18 protein-coding genes are annotated in these 21,058 nt (G+C 57.3%); 12 read left to right on the top strand and 6 right to left on the bottom strand.

Going from position 1 to position 21,058, the window contains the following annotated elements:
- Positions 1-223: 223 nt before the first annotated feature.
- The 8 genes from PY793_RS08160 to PY793_RS08125 all read left to right on the top strand — a co-directional run bounded on the left by PY793_RS08160 (position 224) and on the right by PY793_RS08125 (position 8,770).
- Positions 224-1,246 (top strand): aspartate-semialdehyde dehydrogenase, encoded by a 1,023-nt coding sequence (locus tag PY793_RS08160; protein ID WP_275177610.1) that lies wholly within the window; start codon positions 224-226, stop codon positions 1,244-1,246.
- 137 nt (positions 1,247-1,383) lie between these two features.
- Positions 1,384-1,857 carry a succinate dehydrogenase, cytochrome b556 subunit gene (sdhC, locus tag PY793_RS08155; protein WP_275177609.1) on the top strand — a complete coding sequence of 158 codons (474 nt, stop codon included), beginning with the start codon at positions 1,384-1,386 and terminating at the stop codon, positions 1,855-1,857.
- A 1-nt stretch (position 1,858) separates the two neighbouring features.
- Complete coding sequence (gene sdhD, locus PY793_RS08150) at positions 1,859-2,272, top strand: succinate dehydrogenase, hydrophobic membrane anchor protein (protein WP_275177608.1); 414 nt, start codon at positions 1,859-1,861, stop codon at positions 2,270-2,272.
- 116 nt (positions 2,273-2,388) lie between these two features.
- Positions 2,389-4,200 carry a succinate dehydrogenase flavoprotein subunit gene (sdhA, locus tag PY793_RS08145; protein ID WP_275177607.1) on the top strand — a complete coding sequence of 604 codons (1,812 nt, stop codon included), beginning with the start codon at positions 2,389-2,391 and terminating at the stop codon, positions 4,198-4,200.
- 24 nt (positions 4,201-4,224) lie between these two features.
- Complete coding sequence (locus PY793_RS08140) at positions 4,225-5,007, top strand: succinate dehydrogenase iron-sulfur subunit (protein WP_275177606.1); 783 nt, start codon at positions 4,225-4,227, stop codon at positions 5,005-5,007.
- Positions 5,008-5,195: 188 nt separating this feature from the next.
- Positions 5,196-5,858 (top strand): tyrosine-protein phosphatase, encoded by a 663-nt coding sequence (locus PY793_RS08135; RefSeq protein WP_275177605.1) that lies wholly within the window; start codon positions 5,196-5,198, stop codon positions 5,856-5,858.
- 28 nt (positions 5,859-5,886) lie between these two features.
- Positions 5,887-6,804, top strand: a complete 918-nt coding sequence (locus PY793_RS08130) for a DMT family transporter (RefSeq protein ID WP_275177604.1) — start codon at positions 5,887-5,889, stop codon at positions 6,802-6,804.
- Complete coding sequence (locus PY793_RS08125) at positions 6,755-8,770, top strand: acyltransferase family protein (protein ID WP_342803917.1); 2,016 nt, start codon at positions 6,755-6,757, stop codon at positions 8,768-8,770. The genes PY793_RS08130 and PY793_RS08125 overlap by 50 nt, the downstream gene beginning before the upstream one ends.
- Positions 8,771-8,928: 158 nt before the next feature.
- Here PY793_RS08125 and PY793_RS08120 read toward each other — a convergent pair whose 3' ends face one another.
- From PY793_RS08120 to PY793_RS08110, 3 genes are read right to left on the bottom strand one after another with little or no spacing between them, the layout of a single operon-like run.
- Complete coding sequence (locus tag PY793_RS08120; protein ID WP_275177603.1) at positions 8,929-10,155, bottom strand: phosphoglycerate kinase; 1,227 nt, start codon at positions 10,153-10,155, stop codon at positions 8,929-8,931.
- On the bottom strand, positions 10,155-11,177 hold the full coding sequence (gap, locus tag PY793_RS08115) for a type I glyceraldehyde-3-phosphate dehydrogenase (RefSeq protein WP_275177602.1): 1,023 nt from the start codon (positions 11,175-11,177) through the stop codon (positions 10,155-10,157). Before gap ends, PY793_RS08120 begins: the two co-directional genes overlap by 1 nt.
- Positions 11,178-11,197: 20 nt before the next feature.
- Complete coding sequence (locus tag PY793_RS08110) at positions 11,198-13,150, bottom strand: transketolase-like TK C-terminal-containing protein (RefSeq protein WP_275177601.1); 1,953 nt, start codon at positions 13,148-13,150, stop codon at positions 11,198-11,200.
- A gap of 198 nt (positions 13,151-13,348) precedes the next feature.
- Here PY793_RS08110 and PY793_RS08105 point away from each other — a divergent pair, with 198 nt between their 5' ends.
- Positions 13,349-13,882, top strand: a complete 534-nt coding sequence (locus PY793_RS08105; protein WP_275177600.1) for a hypothetical protein — start codon at positions 13,349-13,351, stop codon at positions 13,880-13,882.
- A gap of 62 nt (positions 13,883-13,944) precedes the next feature.
- Positions 13,945-15,258, top strand: coding sequence for a 5-aminolevulinate synthase (gene hemA / locus PY793_RS08100; RefSeq protein WP_275177599.1), 1,314 nt, complete (start codon positions 13,945-13,947; stop codon positions 15,256-15,258).
- 68 nt (positions 15,259-15,326) lie between these two features.
- Here hemA and PY793_RS08095 read toward each other — a convergent pair whose 3' ends face one another.
- Entirely contained in the window at positions 15,327-16,487 is a 1,161-nt protein-coding gene (locus PY793_RS08095; protein ID WP_275177598.1) for a methyl-accepting chemotaxis protein, read from the bottom strand.
- 348 nt (positions 16,488-16,835) lie between these two features.
- Positions 16,836-17,612: a DsbA family protein gene (locus PY793_RS08090; protein ID WP_275177597.1), complete on the bottom strand. Its 777-nt coding sequence runs from the start codon at positions 17,610-17,612 to the stop codon at positions 16,836-16,838.
- 191 nt (positions 17,613-17,803) lie between these two features.
- Between PY793_RS08090 and PY793_RS08085 the strand changes: the two genes are divergently transcribed.
- Positions 17,804-19,240 (top strand): gamma-glutamyltransferase, encoded by a 1,437-nt coding sequence (locus tag PY793_RS08085; protein WP_275177596.1) that lies wholly within the window; start codon positions 17,804-17,806, stop codon positions 19,238-19,240.
- Positions 19,241-19,504: 264 nt separating this feature from the next.
- Entirely contained in the window at positions 19,505-20,536 is a 1,032-nt protein-coding gene (gene recA, locus PY793_RS08080; protein ID WP_166115395.1) for a recombinase RecA, read from the top strand.
- On the opposite strand, the gene PY793_RS08075 is transcribed toward recA, so the two are convergent.
- Positions 20,537-21,052: a GNAT family N-acetyltransferase gene (locus PY793_RS08075; protein ID WP_275177595.1), complete on the bottom strand. Its 516-nt coding sequence runs from the start codon at positions 21,050-21,052 to the stop codon at positions 20,537-20,539.
- Between the last annotated feature and the right edge of the window lie 6 nt (positions 21,053-21,058).

Genomic DNA, 21,058 nt, shown 5'->3' with positions numbered 1-21,058 from the left:
AATAAGTCCTGGGTGGCACTTCCCACAATGTCCTGGGTGGCTTTTGGTGCGTGCGGACCGTATTCCGCGCAGCCCCTGCCCGGCCGGAACAGAAGGACGGGAAAGCTATGGGGTGAGCAATTCCATTTGCTGCCGGAATGGTCTAGGGTTCGCACGATTGAATGGTCCCCCGGAAGGGGAACGTTTTTCTGATTTCTAACGAGCTCTGAATCAAAGGTGGATTATGGGTTATCGGGTTGCTGTTGTAGGCGCGACAGGTGCGGTGGGGCGGGAAATCCTCAAGACACTGGCCGAACGGGAGTTCCCGGTGGATGAGATTGTCGCACTGGCCTCCCCGCGTTCGGCGGGGCGTGAAGTGTCTTTTGGGGATCGTGTCCTGAAAGTGCAGAACCTTGAAACCTTTGATTTCAAGGGCTGGGATGTCGGGCTGTTCTCCCCCGGTGGAACTGTGTCCGCCAAATACGCGCCTATTGCCGCCAAGGCTGGCTGCGTTGTGATCGACAACACATCTCACTTCCGCATGGAACCGGATGTGCCGCTGGTGGTACCTGAGGTCAATCCGCTGGCGCTCAAGGACATGAAGCGCAACATTATTGCTAACCCCAACTGCTCGACCATTCAGATGGTGGTGGCTCTCAAGCCCCTGCATGACCTGTTTACCCTCAAGCGGGTGGTGGTTTCGACGTATCAGGCGGTCTCGGGCGCGGGGAAGGATGGCATGGACGAGCTGTTCTCCCAGACCCGTGGCAGCTTTGTGAACGACCCGCCCAGGATCGAGCAGTTCCAGAAGCAGATTGCCTTCAACTGTATTCCCCAGATCGACCGTTTTATGGATGACGGTGCGACCAAGGAAGAATGGAAGATGCGAGTCGAGACCAAAAAAATTCTCGATCCGGACGTGGAAGTACTGGCGACCTGCGTACGTGTTCCGGTGTTTGTTGGTCATTCCGAAGCCGTTATTGCCGAGTTTGCCGAGCCGGTGGACCTTGAGCGCGCCCGCGCGGCCCTGCGGGAGTCCGAAGGGGTTGTCCTGCTCGACCAGCGCGAAGATGGCGGGTATGTGACCCCGCTTGAGTGCGTGGGCGAAGATGCAACCTATGTGTCACGCCTTCGTGTCGATCCGACCGTCCCGCATGGTCTGGCGTTCTGGTGTGTTGCCGATAATCTGCGGAAAGGTGCGGCTTTGAACGCGGTTCAGATTGCTGAAACCATGATCGCACTTGATCTGCTGCCCAGACACGCCTGAGTGAGAATCCTCCCCCTCTCGGTCTCGTGTTGATCCGTTGAATTGACCGGGCCGAGGCGCGGGGCGTAGGACAAAAACGATGCAAAACGCTGGATGCAACCAGCGCTCAGGGATAGACACGGGGTACGAGGCTGACAATGCAGGATATCCGTAAGGCCCTCTATGTAGGGAGCCGAAGTGACGGCACACTGATCCAGCGACCCATGTCGCCGCACTTGCAAGTGTACCGTTACCGGCTTTCCATGGTTCTTTCCATTTCAAATCGAATCACGGGAGTGATCGCCACGGCAGGTGCCGCGCTTGGCGTTTTCTGGCTTGGTGCTGCGGCCAAGGGGCCAAAAGCCTATGCCACGGCACGCAAGGTAACGGGCAACCCGCTGGGCCAGCTTGTGCTGGTAGGGTGGCTGGCTTCGGTCGTTTACCATACGGTCGGTGGCATCCGGCATCTCATCTGGGATGCGGGATACCGGTACGACAAGGAAGAACTGAATAAGGATGGCCCAGTGGCGGTGGGTGTTACAGCCGGTGTGAGCACCGTGCTGGCCGTCGCCCTGCTTGCTGTGGCGGGTTGCCGCAGAAGCAAACGCGCCAGAGCCGGGAAGGTGTCCTGACATGAACGCTTCTGTTCCACATATTGAAGTCATGCGCTCCCAGCTTGGGCGCGCACGCGGCCTTGGTGCGGGGCATTCCGGTGTAAGCCACTGGTGGGCCGAGCGCGTTTCCGCCGCCAGCCTGCTGCCGCTTTCCACATGGTTTGTCGTGCAGATGTTCCGCCTTGGCGGGGCAGACCACGCCGAGGTGGTTAAATGGGGCGGCAAGCCCGTTAACGCCACCATGCTGGCAGCACTGATCATTACCACCTTCTACCATGCGCAGGTTGGCCTGCAGGTGATTGTGGATGATTACGTGCACGGCAAGGCGCATCTGCCTACCCGCCTGCTGGTCAGGATTGGCACATCCCTTATGGGTCTGCTTGGCGTATTTGCCGTGATCAAGCTGGTGGTGCGGAGCGGTTCCGGCAAGTAAGCCGGGCACCTGCCCACAGATAAAAGAGCCTTGTGCCGCCGATGGAACAGGTCGGATACGCGGCGGCATGAACCTGAACGACTGACAGGCCGAACGCATATGGGAGCGCCGTCACGATGAATGCCAATTCCTCTCCTTCTCGGGGAGCTTACCGGATTGTTGATCACGCATATGATGTTGTGGTCGTGGGTGCAGGTGGTTCGGGCCTGCGTGCAACGCTGGGTATGGGGGCTGCGGGCCTGAGCACAGCGTGCATTACCAAGGTTTTCCCCACCCGCAGCCATACGGTGGCCGCGCAGGGTGGCATTGGGGCCTCTCTTGGCAACATGGCCGAGGATAACTGGCGCTGGCATATGTATGACACCGTAAAGGGGTCTGACTGGCTGGGCGATCAGGACGCCATTGAATTCATGGTGCGTGAGGCCGTGCCCGCAGTGCAGGAACTGGAACATTTTGGTGTTCCCTTCTCCCGCACGGAAGAAGGCAAGATCTACCAGCGCCCCTTTGGTGGTCATATGAGCGACTTCGGCAAGGCGCCGGTGCCCCGCGCATGCGCTGCCGCCGATCGCACGGGTCATGCCATTCTGCATACGCTGTACCAGCAGTGCCTCAAACATAATGTTGAGTTCTTTGTCGAATACTTCGCCATCGACCTGATTATGGATGATGAAGGTGCCTGCCGCGGCGTTATGGCCTGGTGTCAGGACGATGGCACGATCCATCGCTTCAATGCCAAAATGGTGGTGCTGGCCACGGGCGGTTATGGCCGTGCCTATCAGTCCTGCACATCGGCCCATACCTGTACGGGCGATGGTAACGGCATGGTCATGCGCGCAGGTCTGCCCACGCAGGATATGGAATTTGTGCAGTTCCATCCCACGGGTATCTACCCTGCAGGCTGCCTGCTGACCGAAGGGTGTCGTGGTGAAGGGGGCTACCTGACCAACTCCGAGGGCGAGCGCTTTATGGAGCGTTATGCTCCCACCGCCAAGGATCTGGCCTCGCGCGATGTGGTGTCCCGCGCCATGACAATCGAGATCAAGGAAGGGCGTGGCTGTGGTCCTAAAAAAGATCACATCATGATGCATCTGGAGCATCTGGGCTCCGACCTGCTGCATGAACGTCTGCCGGGTATTCTGGAAACATCGCGTATTTTTGCCGGTGTGGACGTAACCAAGGAACCCGTGCCCGTTCTGCCGACCGTGCATTACAATATGGGGGGTATTCCCACCAATATTCACGGCGAAGTCGTGCGCCCCACGGCAGATAACCCCGATGCGGTGGTGCCGGGCCTGATGGCCGTGGGTGAGGCCGCCTGTGTGTCCGTGCATGGTGCAAACCGCCTTGGTACCAACTCCCTGCTTGACCTGATCGTATTTGGCCGTGCCGCGGCCCGCCGTGCGGCGGAAGTGGTCAAGCCGTCGGACTTTGTGCGCCCGCTTCCCGCAGGGGCTGGCGAGTTTGCCCTCGATCGTCTGGACAAGCTGCGTTACGCCAAGGGCGGCACCAAGGTTTCCGCCATGCGTGATCGTCTCCAGCGGGATATGCAGGCGCATGCCGCCGTGTTCCGTACGCAGGAAAGCCTGCAGGAAGGCGTGGACAAGATCCGTGATATCTGGAGTGGTCTGGGTGACATCTCCGTTTCCGATAGTTCACTGATCTGGAACAGTGACCTGATGGAAGCTATGGAGTTTGAAAACCTTCTGGCCAATGCAACAGCCACGCTTGAAAGCGGTCTGGCCCGGCACGAAAGCCGCGGCGCGCATGCCCGCGATGACTTCCCCGATCGTGATGACAAGGAATGGCTCAAACATTCCGTTTCGTGGCTGGATGACAAGGGCGGCGTCAAGCTGACCTACCGGCCCGTGCATATGAAAACCCTGACCGACGATGTCGAGGTTTTCCCACCCAAAAAGCGCGTTTACTGATCCGCAGGGCAAAGGGAGGCGAACATGGTCGAACTCAGACTGCCGCGTAACAGCACCGTAGGGAAAGGTAAAACCTTTCCCGCTCCGGCTGGCGCAAAAAATGTCAAAACCTTCAAGGTGTACCGCTGGTCTCCTGATGATGGTAAAAATCCGGTCATAGATTCTTACGGACTTGATCTGGATACCTTTGGGCCAATGGTGCTTGATGCCATTATTCACATCAAGAACGAGGTGGACCCTACGCTGACATTCCGGCGTTCCTGCCGGGAAGGGATCTGCGGATCCTGCGCCATGAACATTGATGGCGAAAACACATTGGCATGCCTCAAGCCGATCAAGAGCATTGAAGGCGACGTGCGGATTTATCCGCTGCCGCATATGCCCATTGTCAAGGATCTGGTGTCCAATCTGGATGGAGCTTATGCGCAGTTGCGCTCCATTCAGCCCTGGATACAGGCAGACAGTGCCCCACCGCCTGATGGCGAACGCCGCCAGAGTATTGAGGAACGCAGCAAACTGGACGGCATGTGGGAATGTATCCTGTGTTTTTGCTGCACTACGTCCTGCCCGTCCTACTGGTGGAATGGGGACAAGTATCTCGGCCCGGCCGTGCTGCTTGCCGCATATCGCTGGATTGCAGACAGCCGCGATGAACATACCGGTGAGCGTCTTGATTCACTGGAAGATACGTTCAAGCTCTATGCCTGCCGCACGATCATGAACTGTACCCAGACCTGCCCCAAGGGGCTGAACCCGGCCAAAGCCATTGGCCGGATCAAGGAATTGCAGATCGAACGCAAGGTCTGATCCTACAGGTAACGGCCTGCCCGGTTCAGTCTGGCAGGAATGAGTAAAGCCCCGGCAGGAGTAAACACCTGCCGGGGTTTTTCTGTTCAGGGGGGCGCTCTGGTAGCCGGAGGGTAATGTTGACGTGCGGAGCCGGAGGTGGAACATGGGAAGCCAGCATGCAGATGCATGATACATGAGGGGGTTTTGTGTTTAACGGCCATCTTTCTTCCCAGACCGGCCGTGCCAGAGCATGGACGGATAGTCTGTTTGTTGATCATGCTGTTCTCCGTCTGGTCTGGACCAATTTTCATGCGGTTATTCCGGGCAAGGTGTACCGCTGTAACCACCCAACCCCTGCCCGTTTGCGGCGTGCTGTGCGCAAGCTGGGTCTGCGCACGCTGGTCAACCTGCGCGGGCACAGGCAATGTGGTTCAGACGCTCTTTCGCGCAATGCCGCAGTACAGATTGGCCTTACCCATCTGGATATGGCGTTTGAAAGCAGGGGCGCTCCGCACAAGGAGCGTATTCTACGCTTTGCGCAGATGTACGCCACCTTGCAGTTCCCCATGCTGATGCACTGCAAGTCTGGCGCAGACCGGGCCGGGCTGGCTTCTGCTCTGGTCGTGATGTTTGAAGGTGGGAGTGCGGCACAGGCCCTGCGTGAACTTTCGTGGCGGTTCGGGCATTTCCGTGGGTCTCGCACGGGTATTCTGGATGCGTTTTTCCTGCGTTATCAGGCTCAGGCGGAGGGGCGTATCCCGTTTATGGAATGGCTGAATACCGAGTATGATGAAGCAGCCCTTAAACAGGATTTTGTAGCAGGCCGGATTGCCGCGTTCCTGACCGATCAGGTTTTGCGCAGGGAGTAACCCTGCATCATTTAAAAAAGAGCCGGGCATGACACATGGAGGATACGCAACGCGCAAGGTGCCGTTTCTGGCAGTGTGTGCGGCCATTTTATCTTGGGCAAGTGCATACCCGCTTGTGCGGATGGCGCTTGTTTACGTGCCTCCCATACCGCTTGCCGCATTACGGTACGCCGTAGCAGCTGTTATTGTGGCCGGATGGTTTTGTATGCGGCGTCCGGCATGTCCCCAACTGCGTGACGTGCCGCGCTTTTTGCTGTGTGGGGCTGTGGGGATTGCTCTGTATAATATTCTGTTCAACACGGGTGAGCAGAGTGTTTCTGCCGGGGCAACGAGCCTGCTGGTTAATTTTGCGCCGTTTATGTCTGCTTTTGTGGCCGTTGTTTTTTTGGGAGAAGCTCTTCCACTATGGGGGTGGGCTGGTTCCATTATAAGTTTTAGCGGCATTGTGCTTATTGGCAGTGGTTTGCCCGGAGGTTTTACATTTGGCTCGGGGGCGAGCGATGTGCTGGCGGCCGCTTTTTGCTCGGCTCTGTACCTTATGCTGCAAAAACCGCTTGTGGCGCGGTATGGTGCGCTGGCGTCCACGGCATGGATCTTGCTGATCGGCGCAGGTGTGCTGGCACCCTGGTTGCCCGCAGGCATTACGGCATTGCAGGGGCAGGGGAACTGGCCGTGGCTTCTGGTCATTCTGCTTGGTGTTTTCCCAGCGGTTCTGGGGTATGCGGCATGGGCGCATGTTGTGGGAACGGTTGGCGTTGCGCGCTCTTCGGGTTTTCTGTTTCTGCTGGCCCCCACAACGCTGATTCTGGCGTATGTCATGACGAACGAAGTGCCCGCCCTGACAACACTGCTGGGTGGGGCGGTGGTTATGGCTGGTGTGGTGTTCATGCAGACATATGGCCGCCCCCGATCTGCTCCGCTCACCCTTCCGGATGGTTCGGAGTAGGGGGATGCAGAAAACAGATGTGATATCCCCCTCTTTACGCGTGCGTGAGGAATGTGAACGACGTATGATGCGTTATAGAAGTGATATTGACGGCCTGCGTGCGCTTGCAATTCTTCCTGTTGTTTTCTTCCATTATGGACTTAAGCATCCCTTTAATGGTGGATTTGCCGGAGTTGATATTTTTTTTGTTATTTCCGGTTTTTTGATTACCCGGCACATCCATGATGCCGTGGAGCAGGATCAGTTTAATATTCTTGATTTCTACCACCGTAGAATTCGCAGAATATTACCGGCACTGTTTTCGGTATTGTTTGTCTGCTTTGGTGTGTCCACATTAACGCAAACGCCACCGGAGGTTTATAACACAAGCCGTGGAATCTTGTGGTCCATACTTTTTGCATCGAACATTTTTTTTTATAGCCAAAGCAGCTATTTTGATTCCTCCTTGCAGGCCAACCCTCTTTTGCATACGTGGTCGCTCTCTGTAGAGGAACAGTTTTATATAGTTATTCCTTTTCTGATCTATTTTTCAAAAAAGTTTTTTAAAATACCTTTAAAATACATGGTTTTCTCTCTTCTGGTGTTAAGTTTTTCCGCCTGTTTTGTGGAGATTTTTCAGGATAAGCCAGCAACATTCTACCTGCCGCAATACAGGGCATGGGAGTTTCTGGTAGGGTCTGCTGTCATGCTTGCCACGCAGCCTGCGGTTATGGCCAGAAGCCGGATGACAAAGCCGGTAATGGAAAGCTTTGGTGCTATCGGCATTATTTTCATTCTGGTCAGTCTGGTCGCACTTAACAATAAGTCCCTCTTCCCCGGTCCGGGAGCTTTGGGGCCGTGTCTGGGGGCAGCCCTTGTCCTGTATTCTGGAAGCTGGCACCGCACGGTTGTTGCATCGGGCCTTTCCTGCAGGCCATTGCGGTTTATTGGCCTTGTTTCCTATTCTTTATACTTATGGCATTGGCCGATATGGGTCTTTTTTTCAATGTATGACAGACCCAATGCTTGGACCATTCCGTTACTGCTGGGGGCTGCTTTTGGGGTTTCTGCCCTGTCCTGGCGGTTTATTGAACAGCCGTTCCGTACAAGGCCATTCCGCTTATCCGCCAAAAGTACCATAGGTGTCATGGGGGGTATTATGGTGGTTACGGTGCTTCTGGCCTTTGCAAGCAGCAGGCTTAACGCAATATTATGGCATTACAGCCCTGCTGAGCAGAAGGTCATGTCCTATATGGCGTACAAACCTGCCACAATGCGGACTGGCACATGCTTTATTGACCGTAAGACCGAAGATATTGAAGCGTACAAGGCAGCTCATTGTCTGGATGTGCAGGCAGGGAAGAAGAACTATCTGGTTCTGGGTGACAGTCATGCGGCAGACCGCTGGTATGGGTTGCAGCAGAGTTATCCCGATATCAACTTCTTACAGGCAACAGCACCAAGCTGCGAGCCTGTTCTGGGCAAAAATGGTGGTCAGTGCGGTGCGCTCCTGCACTATATTTTTGAAGTTTTTTTGCCATCGCACCATCTGGATGGGGTTATTCTTTCAGCAAACTGGCTGGAACATGACTTTAATGGCATTGTTAAAACAGCGCAGATGCTCGGGCAGTATACAGATCGGGTTATAGTGCTTGGCCCAAGCCCGGAATACGACCAGCCCCTGCCATTACTGCTGGTGCGTGCAATGGTTAAAAACAATATGGCTCTAGTTTTTAATCACATCCTGCAAGACCGAAAAAAACGGGATCAGAATCTTGCCATCCGCCTGAAAGGCACAGGTATTGAATATGTGTCTGTTTACAATATTCTTTGTCCCGACACTGTATGTCTGACAACTGTTAACAATAACGTGCCGGTTTTATTCGACGCGGATCATTTTACGGCCGAGGGTTCGGTTTTTCTGGCTGGAAACATGCACCTGTTTGATCAGACGCACAGCAATGCGGGCAGATTTTTGCCGCATTAGGGCGTGTATGCAGGCTCTAGAAAGAAGTCAGGTGTTTGTGGCTTACAAAGTACGTCACAAACACCTGATATGTTCTGGTCCTGGCGCGGCCTGCCTGTTTTTGCCATCGGTTGGCTTTCCCTACCGGGGTAGAAAAAGCCTTGCGCTGGCGCCATGCATCAGATCGGCAGGGTTTTTTCCAGCGTAGTGCTAATGGCGGTCAGGCCCGGTAGAACCTTGCCTTCAAGCCATTCCAGAAAAGCGCCTCCAGCAGTCGAGACATAGGTCATGTCATGCAGTACACCGGCATGGCGCAGCGCGGATACGGTATCCCCCCCACCGGCAACGGTTTTCAGCTTGCCTGCTTTGGTCAGTCGGCCTGCTTCCTGCGCTACGGCGTTTGTGCCCTCATCAAACGGAGGAAGTTCAAAGACGCCGAGCGGGCCGTTCCAGACCAGTGTCTTAAGCCCTCCCAGCCTGTCGTTGAGCAGCTTGACCGTTTCCGGCCCGACATCAAGCGCCATCCAGCCATCGGGAATGGCGTTGGCGGGCACGGTGCTGGTGGGTGCGCCTGCCATGAAGTCTTCGGAGATCACCATGTCAACCGGCAGGATCAGGTCGCAGTTTTTGGCCTTGGCCTGCGCCATAATCAGGCGGGCTGTATCCAGCATATCCTCTTCCTTGAGTGATTTGCCAACATTCAGGCCTTGGGCTGCCAAAAACGTGTTGGCCATGGCCCCGCCAATCGCCAGCATGTCCACCTTGTCCAGCAGGTTTTCGAGCAACTGGAGCTTGGTGGAAATCTTGGCTCCACCCACAATGGCCCCTACGGGACGCTCGGGGTTTTCCAGCGCAGCGTACAGGGCCTGCAGTTCTGCTTCCATCAGGCGGCCACCAAAAGAAGGCAGATGGGTGGCAACCCCTGCCGTGGAGGCATGGGCGCGGTGTGCGGCGGAGAATGCATCGTTCACATACACATCGCCCAGATTGGCGAGTGCTGCGGAAAGCTCGGCGTCATTACATTCTTCGCCGGGCTGGAAGCGGGTGTTTTCCAGCAGCAGAATGTCCCCATCGTTCAGGGCGCGGGTTGCGGCTTCCGTATCGGGGCCAATGCAGTCATGGGCAAAGCTGACCGGGCGGCCCAGCGCCGTGGCCAGTGCCGTGGCAATGGGCCTGAGTGACATGGCGGGCACAACCTGACCCTGGGGTCGGTCAAAATGGCTGAGCAGAATAACCCGCCCGCCTTTTTCCGCCAGTTCCCGAATAGTGGGAACGACCCGCTCAATGCGGGTCTGATCGGTTACCTGTCCGTCCTTCATAGGGACGTTCAGATCCACACGAAGCAGGATGCGCTTGCCCTTGGGGTCCAGCGTATCCAGCGTGGCAAAGGGGAGACTGGTAGCCATTAGAGTGATCCAAACAGAGCTGCCGTATCGGACATGCGGTTGGAGAAGCCCCACTCGTTGTCGTACCAGGAGCATACGCGCACCAGCTTGCCGCCATCGACCAGAGCTGTCTGTGTAGCATCAAAGGTAGAGGAGGCGATGGCGTGGTTGAAGTCGGAACTGACCAGAGGGGCTTCGTTATAGGCCAGTGCGTTCTTCATTTTGCCGGAGTCCACAACGGCCTTGATGGCGTTGTTGACGTCTTCCACGCTGCCGGGAGCCTTTTTGGGCACGAAGTCGAGCGAGACAACGGAGACATTGGCCGTAGGCACACGGATGGCCGTGCCATCGAGCTTGCCTTTGAGCTGCGGCAGAACCAGCCCCACGGCGCGCGCTGCCCCTGTGGAGGTGGGGATCATGTTCATGCCTGCTGCACGGGCGCGGCGCAGGTCCTGGTGCAGTGTGTCCACCGTGCGCTGGTCACCGGTGTAGGAGTGGATGGTCACCATGTAGCCACGCTCGATGCCAAAGGAGTCTTCCATCACCTTGGCGATGGGGGCCAGACAGTTGGTGGTGCAGGAGGCGTTGGAGATTACGGTCATGTCCGATGTCAGCACATCTTCATTCACACCGAAGACGATGGTTGCATCCACATCCGTTGCGGGGGCGGAGACAATAACCTTGCGCGCACCAGCAGCCAGCAGCAGGCCAGCTTTTTCCTTGGTGGTGAACAGTCCTGTACATTCCATGGCCACGTCCACACCTGCAAATGGCACCTTGGAGGGGTCGCGCTCGGCGGAAACGGTAATCGGGTCCCATGTGCGGCCATTGGCGGAAATGACCAGCTTGCCATTTTCCACCCGAACGTCCGCAGGCAGGCGGCCGTGCACGCTGTCATAGCTCAGGAGGTGAGCGTTATCTTCAACGCTGCCCAGATCGTTAATGGCTACGGGTACAACGTCCGTGCGTCCGCTTTCAATAATGCCGCGCAGCACAAGGCGACCGATACGACCAAAGCCATTGATGGCGATTTTGACTGCCATGGGATGTGTCTCCGTACTTTTTATGATCTTGTTATCGTTAGTGACATGTCCAGAGCTTCCAGCCGGGACGGGGGTGGGGCGGTGGGGGACGAGTCCTTTTGCGCTCCAGATGCAAGAAAGCGTGCAAGCACTTTCTCGCAGATCGCTCCGGCTGTAATGCCAAAGCGTTCATACACCGCGTTGGCAGGGGCGGATATGCCAAAATCATCCATGCCAACGAAAATTCCATCTGCTCCCAGCCAGCGCTCCCAGCCAAAGCTGCTTGCAGCTTCTATTCCCACGCGCAAACCTTCCTGCCCCAGTACGGCTGTGCGGTAGGCGGCAGGCTGCTCTGCAAAAACCTCCCAGCAGGGGATGGAAACAACTGCCACGTTCAACCCCTGCTCGGCCAGATGCTGCCCTGCCTGTGTGGCAATGGCAACCTCGGGGCCAGATGCCATAAGCGTGACGTGCCGCTCCCCCGCGCCACAGTTTATGAGGTAACCACCATGGGACGGACTACCATAATGCCCTGCCCGCCGGTCTGTGCGTGGTGGTGGGGGGTGTGGACACAGGATCAGCAGGGCCGGGCCTTGAGGCCAGTTCAGGGCAGCCTGCCAGCAGGCAAAGGTTTCCTCCGCGCAGGCGGGGCGGAAGACTGCCAGATGCGGCATGGCACGCAGGCTGGCCAGTTGTTCCACAGGCTGCCAGCCGCCGCCGTTATCGCTTAAGGCCAGCCCGTCATCGGTCAGCAGGTAGAGCACCTTGCTGCGCATGAGTGCTGTCATGCGCAAGGCGGAGCGCATGCGGTCGATGGTCATCATTCCCGCTACGCCGCAGGGCAGGATGCCCCCGTGGCGGGCCATGCCGTTGAGCATACCCGCCATGCCATGTTCCTGTATGCCACAAGGCTGTGCGGTATTGCTGAAGGGAATGGGCAGGTTGGCGCGGCGCGAGCTTCTGGTGCTCGAAGTTGCGGCCAGAATGGCTACATCCTGCCGCAGCACTGCCAGCGCGCCCAGCCCGGCAAAGGCTGCCTGCTGGGAGGAACCATCGGGGGCTGCACGCATGGTCTGCCGCCAGAGCCGCCCCCAGTCCTCCCGCATGCTCTGGCGGGCCCTGCCGGACTGGTCACGCTCAAAATCCGCGCGGGCGCGGTGCTGGGCCAGCCTGCGTATCCAGGAGCGGCGGATGGAGCCGCCACGCCGGGCTGTGGGGCTCCACGGGCCGGTCAGTTCTTCCTCGGGGGGCAGGTCGGGCAGGGTGGGGCAACAGTCGGGTATGCAGGCGACAAGAGTAGGTTTTCTGGCCCGTAACGTGGCCTGAAGTGCCGCCATAATACCGCCAAGGTCATGGGCGCGCACTTTGCGTACACTCCACCCCGATGCGCCAAACCGGGCCAGTGAGTCCGAAAAATCAGCCGGGTCGGTCAGGGGGGACGGGCAGACAAGTACGGCCATGCGGTTCAGGGCAAAACGGCTGGCCAGTTGCGCGGCTTCCAGCGCAACACCTGTGACCAGGTCACTGTCACGTGCCAGTACCCATGTGCGGTGGTTTACCAGGGAGCGGCCATAACGTTTGGCCAGATGCTGTTCGGCCAGAGCCATGCCTGCCGCGGCCGCCATACCCTGCCCAGCCGGACCTGTGGCAATTTCCACGGCCGGGTGCTCGCCGTATTCCAGCGTTGTGTTCCCCTCCTGCACGCCGGAGGCCGTCAGGCGTAGCATGGCGGCCAGCAAAGGCAGCATGGCGGAGGATGGCACCACACACCGGTCCCTGTCGGGCCAGTCGGGCATTGCGGGGTCAAAGCGGAGGATGCGGCACCACAGTGCTGTCATGGGCAGGCACATGGTCTGGAGTTCGGCCCGGGTGTCCTCCTCCGTGGTGGCGGCGGCCAGAAAGGCGCGGGCTGCCTTGTCCATGCGCAGCACAAGCGCGTCCTGTGTGTGGGAAGCGTGTGGGGTGGTGTCGTCTGTGGAAGATGTGCCGACCATCAGCCCTGTGTTTTGCCCAAGGGAGTGCAGTACAGAAGTGCCCCGTGCAACCAGCCCGGTGCCACGGGACAGTTAACCAGAGAGCAAACGGTATCTGCAAGAGGCAGTTTTGGAGCCGGACAGGTGTTTTTACGGCCGGGTTACAGGCGTAAGGGCTTGCGCCGGGCGCGTGGGAGCGCGAAAGAAGGAGCGGATACCTTGCAAAATACGTGCATCTGGCGCGCTATCTGTTTTCAAGTGGAGAGTGGTCCGGTTATGCTGTCTGTTTTTTATGCTGCAAAGGGGGGGCGTGCTGTTGGGGCTGCGCTTTCAGTCTGCCTGCTGGCGGGTATGGTCGGGTGCAAGCCGCTGGACCAGAGAACGTTTGACCCTTCCGCCGGTGTTGAGCCCAAGCCGTATATTCCTCCTTCCCCTCCCGGTCCTCTACCCGTGCCGCCCCTGATCGAACTGGTGGCAGGTACACCACAGGCGGAATGGAAGGCTCCGGTGGACCAGATTGCGCACAGGGCTCTTGCGCGTAAAAAGGAAGTGCTCTTTGTTGTAAGCTGTCTGGTGCCGCCGCAGGTGGGGCAGGAGGCCGCACAGACCGCCTTGCAGGACCTTGTCCAGCATGATGGACATGCCATTATGCAGGAACTGGTTGACGCCGGTGTGCCAGAAGCACAGGTGGAAATGTCCGCTATGCCGGATTCGTCGGTGACGAAACCAACCATACGGGTGTATGTGCGATAGGGTATCGTGCCGAAACACAAAAGCATGAAGACAATAAGGCCAGACGGCCGATGGGTAAGCCCATGCCCCGACCGTTTCTGACGAGAAGCGAGGAGAAAGCAAGCGTGGGAGCGATCAAGAACGCCCGGCATCCATTTTACGAACACTGTGAGGAAGCGCTGGGGCGGATCAAGCAGCAGGGGCGTTACAGAACCTTTACGCCACTGGCGCGTCAGGCAGAGCGCTTTCCCCTGTATGAGGAATACGTGGCCAACATGCCTGAAGGGCGTGAGGTTATTGTCTGGTCCACAAACGATTATCTGGGTATGGGCGTTGTGCCCGAAGTGCAGGATGCCGCGATTGCCGCCATACGCGAGCAGGGTGCTGGAGCGGGGGGCACACGCAATATTGCGGGCACCAGCCCGCTGCATGACCAGCTGGAAGCCGAACTGGCCGCCCTGCATGGCAAGGAAGCCGGGCTGCTCTTTATTTCAGGTTATGTTTCCAATCAGGCCAGTTTACAGACAATTCTGACGTCGATGCCAGGCTGGATCTGTTTTTCCGACCGTCTGAACCATGCCTCCATGATTGCGGGGATCAAGGGCGCGCGCGGGTCTCAGACCGTTATTTTTGAACATAATGACCTGCAGGATCTGGAGGCCAAGCTGGCTGCGGCTCCGGCAGATGCTCCCAAGCTGATTGCGTTTGAGAGCGTGTACTCCATGGATGGAGACATGTCCGACATTGGCGCGATCTGTGCTCTGGCCAGAAAATACAATGCCCTGACCTATCTGGACGAAGTACATGCCGTTGGGCTGTACGGACAGGAAGGTGGTGGCGTGTCGCAGCGCGATGGTGTTGCCGATCAGGTGGACATTATTGAAGGGACGCTGGCCAAGGGCTTTGGCGTACATGGGGGCTACATTACGGCTTCGGCCGAGATTGTGGATTTTCTGCGCTCAACGGCATCGGGGTTTATTTTTACCACAGCCCTGCCGCCATCCGTAGTGGGGGCGGCTCTGGCCAGCGTGCGCAAGGTGCGGGCGGAAAACTGGCGGCGCGAGTCCCTGTTCGAGCGTGTGCATACCATGCGCCAGCGCCTGCGGGCTGCCGGTGTGCCTTTTACCATGACCCCAAGTCACATTGTGCCTATTCCCATTGGGGATGCGGAGCGTTGCAAGCGGATCTGCCGCCGCCTTCTGGTGGAGTTTGGCCATTATGCAACGCCGATCAACTACCCGACCGTGCCCGAGGGGACCGAGCGCCTGCGCCTGACGCCCGGACCATTCCATACGGATGAGATGATGGACGATATGGTGCGCGCACTTGCGCATCTTTTGCGCGAGGAGGGTGTTATTCCCCAACCTGCTGTGCAAAAGATCGAAAACGTGGCCTGATACGGAACAGGCCTGATGCTGGTCTGGTACAGGTTATTTAAAAACCCTCCATGAAAATGGAGGGTTTTTTATTGCAGGTTGTAATGCGCAGGCAGGCTGTGCATATTGTTTGTCATTTGCGCCAGTTCTGAAACATTAAAGAACAGATTGTCGCAGATTGCGTTGGTGTTGTTTACGGTTTCGTTATTCTGGGCAGTGGAAATATTGAGTTCCTGCATGATCTGGTTCAGTTGATGGATCTCTTCTTTCTGCACCAAAGCGGTTTCTTCAAATTCCTGAAAAGAGTATTTTATTTTATCAACATGCTGAATAATTCCAGACAATGTCTGGGAGTTATCGCGCATGGAACCGGAGCAGGTATTTATGGCGTCCTGCAAATAGGAAATAAGCGTTTTGGTACGCATCAGGGATTCCGATGTCATGCGCGAAAGGTTGCGTATTTCCATTGCAACAACACCAAAGCCGGTACCGTGGTCGCCTACCTTGGAGGCTTCTATGTTCGCGTTAATGCCCAGAATATTGATCTGGGACGAAATATTTTTCATGATGTTGAGAATTTTACCAATATCTTCTGATGCTTCCGATATTTTTTCAAATTTTTCGATGGTTTCATTAATTTTTACACAGGATTCCCGTATATTTGTAGATGCATGCTGAATGTAATTTCTGGATTCCTCCATTTTTATATTCTGGTTTCTGGTTTTTTCCATGGTCGACTTTATGCGCTTGTCAGATTCCCGCAGATGCTGGTTTTGCGTTCTGTTGCGTTCCGAAAGGTTTTCGGATTCATCTCTGAGGTTGCGGGATTCCGTACTGATCGAATGGGTTGCTGCCTGGATTTTATGCAGTGTTTCATGCAGCGTTATGGTTCTGGTCTGGAGTGTGTCTGAAATGCGGTTGCTGTGGAGGTAGGACACCCTCATAAGGTCAAACGGAGTGGCCGTGCCAACATAGGACTGGTTATGTGTAATTATAAAAGATTTGTTAATATCAGAGATTTTGTTGTTCAGAATCTTTTTTGTAAAATCCAGAATAGGCGTTCTGGCTTCCACCATTAATGGACGATCGTCCATCAGTAGCGTAACCGGGCGTTTATGATACAGGGCGTATGAAAACGGGCTGGACATGAGAGAAAGGAATCTTTGCCTTTCCACAACGCCAATGGGAATGTCCCGGGCATTGATAATGCAAATATGATGGGTGTCAGGATGGTTTTTAAAAATATCCATGACAGCGCTTCCGGATTCTGTCGGGCAGAGTCTGAACCCGTCTTGCGCGAGGGAACCCATGCTGTGCTGGTCGAATGTTTTCTGCAGGGTCATTTGTCTATTTTTTGTTAAAATAAAAGGACTTTTGAGCGTAATGCCAGTTTTTACGAAGGGTAAAGTGACAGTTTTATGTCGTCTTGCGGGCAGCTATCAAAAGGGGGGGGCGCAAAACCTGCTGTTCAAAACAGGTTTCAGGGAGGGGAAACTTATAAAATTTTAATATGAAAATTTGATAATTATTCTGTGCCACCAAAGGGCAGGCCCACCACCCGGCCTGCTGGTCTGGCCGGGTGGTGGGCCCGCTGGCGGCTAGTGCGCCTGCTTCAGATTTTCAAGCGCGGCTTTCAGGTCGTTCAGAGAGACCGCTCCGGGAATAATCTGCTGTTCGCCAATAATAAATGTTGGCGTGCCATCCAGATCAATTGAGCGGGCAAGAGCTACGTTCTGCGCCAGAGCTGTCGCCACGGCGGGGCTTTTCATGTCCTTTACCAGTCGCTCGGCATCCAGCCCGGCCAGCGCCGCTGCGTGGCGGATACGCTCTATGCCGGGTGCGGAGGTGTCGGCCATAAGGGCATGCTGGAACGGTTTATAGGCGTTCTGCAAACCGGCGGCCACAATTGCCTGGGAATCCAGAACACTGTTCGGCCCCAGTACGGGAATGACCTTTTCCACCAGCCGCAGGTCCGGTTCGGCGGCCACCAGTGCGTCCAGGTCTGGCAGAACCTTGCGGCAGTAGGGGCAGCGTGGGTCATAAAACTCGACAATGCTCAGCTTGCCGTGAGGATTGCCCAGAACGATGTCGCTCGTGCTGTTGCCAAACTGCGCCTTGTTGTGGCGGACAACGTCCAGTGCGGAAGTCGCCTTCTGCTCCGATGCCTTGCTCTGCATGGCCGCTACGGCATCGGTCAGGATTGTGGGGTCGGTTTTGAGCGCATTGCGTACGATCGAGATAATCTCGGCCCGCTGGGCAGGGGTAAAGCTGCCATCGGTTGCAGCGTGCGCTGTGGGCTGGCCGCCAAGTGCAAGCAGGGTGGCCAGAGTGCCGGAGGCTGTCAGACGATAGAAAGATGAGATCAGTTTTTGCATGGTGTCCTTATCCGTAAAATCGGACGCTACGGTGCATGCCCGTCAGGGGCAAGGGATACACAGAGTGTTCTGCAAGAAAAGTGCCACGCAAGTTGTGTTGCTGATAGCCCCAAAGCAGGGTAATCCAGCTATGAGATAAAAGTACAAAACGTCTGCCCGCCGGACGGGCCCAGAAGTGGAGAGCGCTAGGCGTGGCTGCCCGATTCAACAAACACCGTTCTGTCCTGTCCCGCACCGGCTTGTCCGGTCGTGCCCGCGCGGCAGCGCTTGCTCTTGCCCTGACCAGCACACTGGCGGCCTGTGGAGGAGGGGATGGCCATACGAACCAGCCTGTTGTCAGCGGGTTTGTCGGGGCTGTGGCGGCGGATGAGCCGCGCGCGGCTCTGGTCGCGCGGGATATTCTGGCCAAAGGTGGCAATGCGGCTGACGCGGCTGCGGCTCTGGGGCTTGCGCTTGCGGTTTCCCTGCCATCGCGCGCGTCACTCGGTGGGGGGGGCGCCTGCCTTGCGTGGCGCCCGGGAGAGCCTGCGGGACAGGCGTTTGTTTTTGTGCCTCACGGCACTGCCCAGACCAATGCACAGGCAGACAGGCCTGCATCTGTGCCCCTGCTCGCACGCGGGCTTTTCCTGATGCAGATGCGCTATGGCAGCGTGGATTTTGCAGACCTTATTGTGCCCGCGCGCAATCTGGCCTCTCACGGGGTACCAGTCGGGGGGCTGCTTGCGGCGGATCTGGCGGCTGTCCAGTCTTCGCTTTTGGCCGATGACAAGGTGCGCGCCGTATTCGGTAACGACAGCGGGCATGTTCTGGCAGCAGATGACATACTGGTGCAGAGCCGTCTGGCTGGCGCGCTTGAACGCATGCGTATTGCCGGAGTGGGCGACCTGTACACAGGCGCTCTGGCCCAGACGTTTATCGAAGGGGCGCAGGCTGCGGGTGGTGGCCTGTCTTCTGCCGATCTGCGTGGGGATGTTCCCGTGGCGGAGCCGCCGCTTACGGTGCATGCCCGTGGGCTGGATATCAGCTTCCTGCCTCCCCCGGCCGATGGCGGGCTTGGCATGGCTGCGGCCTATATGGCCGGTGGTCGTGGCGGGGAGCGCGTTGTGGCGGCATGGCGTGCGCGCCAGAGTGGCAAGGGGAGCGCGACCATGGTGGCCGATGCGCAGGCCCTGCTGAATTCTGGCAGTCTGTCCTCCGGTGGGGCGCTGCCCGCACTGCCTGCATCAACATCGTTTGTTGTGACTGACCGGCAGGGCCAGACCGTGGCCTGCGCGCTGAGCATGAACAACCTGTTCGGCACAGGGCGTATTGCAGGTTCGACCGGCATTGTACTGGGGGCATCACCTGCGCAAAGGCCGCTCCCTCTGCTGGCGGCGGGCATTGTGCATCAGGGTACGGATTTCCGCGCGGCCGCCGCTGCATCGGGGCAGAATGTGGCAGCCGATACGGCAGCCATTGCCTTGCAGGCAGCTGTTGCAGGCGTGCGCCCGCAGGTGACTAATGGCAACGGGCGGGCCAATTTTGTTTCCTGCCCCGGCGGGCTTTCTGCTGGCGCTGGTCGTTGCTTTGGCTGGACAGACCCCAGAGGGGCCGGTCTTGCGGTGGGGAGTTCCCCTGCCACCCACTAGGTCTGGTGTTGTCAAAAATCAGGGGATGGTGTGCTGGAACGGTACGCCATCCTTGCTATGTTTTGCTTTTGTTCTATAATAGAACAAAACGGGTCCAAATTCTTAACGGAGTTTGTGTCAGGCTCTGGGTCTCCGTGGTGATGCGTTGCGGAGCAAAAATGTTTGTGGCAGGGGTTTTAAACCGGAACCAACAGGTTTCAGGCCCGGAGCCACGCGGGGGTCCGGTCTGGGTGTTCGGCTCATAAGCTGAGGGAATGGTAGAGAATGGATAAGGCAAAGGCGCTGGAAGGCGCTCTTGGGCAGATTGAGCGGGCTTTTGGCAAAGGGTCCGTCATGCGGCTGGGCCAGCGGCCCAAGGAACAGTCGGATGTCATCTCCACCGGCTCGCTGGGGCTGGATATTGCTCTGGGCATTGGTGGTCTGCCCCGTGGTCGTGTGGTGGAAATCTATGGGCCGGAAAGCTCGGGTAAAACCACACTGGCCCTGCACGCCATTGCAGAGGCGCAAAAGCGCGGTGGCACCTGCGCATTTATTGATGCCGAACATGCGCTGGACCCCGGCTACGCCAAAAAACTGGGCGTGGATATTGATAACCTGCTGATCAGCCAGCCCGATGCGGGTGAACAGGCGCTCGAAATTGCCGATACCCTGGTACGTTCAGGGGCGATTGACGTGCTGGTGGTGGACAGTGTGGCCGCTCTTGTGCCCCGCGCCGAACTTGAAGGTGATATGGGCGACAGCCATGTGGGGCTGCATGCCCGCCTGATGAGTCAGGCCTTGCGCAAGCTGACCGGCACGGTCGCACGTTCCAATACGCTGATGATCTTTTTAAACCAGATCCGCCTCAAGATTGGTGTGATGTTCGGCAACCCCGAAACCACAACAGGGGGGAATGCGCTCAAGTTCTATTCTTCTGTCCGTCTGGACATCCGCCGTATCGGTTCAATCAAGGACAAGGACGAGGTGACGGGCAACCAGACGCGCGTCAAGGTCGTCAAGAACAAGATGGCCCCTCCTTTCCGTCAGGTCGAATTTGACATTATGTACGGCGAAGGCATCAGCAAGGTGGGAGAACTCATTGACCTTGGCGTAAAGGCCGGTGTGGTGGAAAAATCCGGTGCGTGGTTCTCCTACGACAGCCAGCGTATTGGTCAGGGGCGTGAGAACGCCAAGCAGTTCCTGCGTGACCATCCCGAAATGGCGGCCGACATTGAACGCAAGGTGCGTGAACACGCAGGCGTTGTGGCAGAAGCCATGATGGTCGCCCCCGAGCATGATGCCGAGGGCGAGGACTAATTACCCGATCCGGCGGGAAAGCAGGCAGGCCTGTGGGTCGTATGACGCCAGAATGGCCTGTTCTTCCGCGCTGGTCACGTCTGGCACAAATCCCTGCCCCGCCCAGAACCGCAGGGCGTGGCGGGTGGATGTCAGGGTCAGTGTGGTCAGGCCCGCCTTGCGCGCGGCGTCTTCAGCCCGCGCAATGGCCATTTGCGCATAGCCTCTGCCCCGCGCCGCTGGGGCTATGGCTACGTCATGAATATACCAGCGGTCCGCCGGAGCAGGCAGGGTGCCGAGTGGGGTGTTCAACGGGGGGGAAAGCAGTCCCCGCCACGGGTGGCTGATCAGATAGCCCGCCAATGTCCCGTCCAGTATCAGGCTCAGGCAGCCTGCGGGCGCAAGGCGTAGGCGCTCGGCAAAAATATCTGTATCTTCGGGGTAGTCAGGGTGCACACTGGCGGCCAGTGCTGTAACGTAGGCAAGATCATCTGGCGTCATCAAACGCCAGATGATATCTGCGCGCGAAGTGTTCATACCAAG

Origin of the sequence: Acetobacter fabarum (assembly GCF_029069195.1) — a bacterium.
GTDB lineage: Bacteria > Pseudomonadota > Alphaproteobacteria > Acetobacterales > Acetobacteraceae > Acetobacter > Acetobacter fabarum_A.
This window is presented reverse-complemented; position numbering and strand designations above follow the sequence as displayed.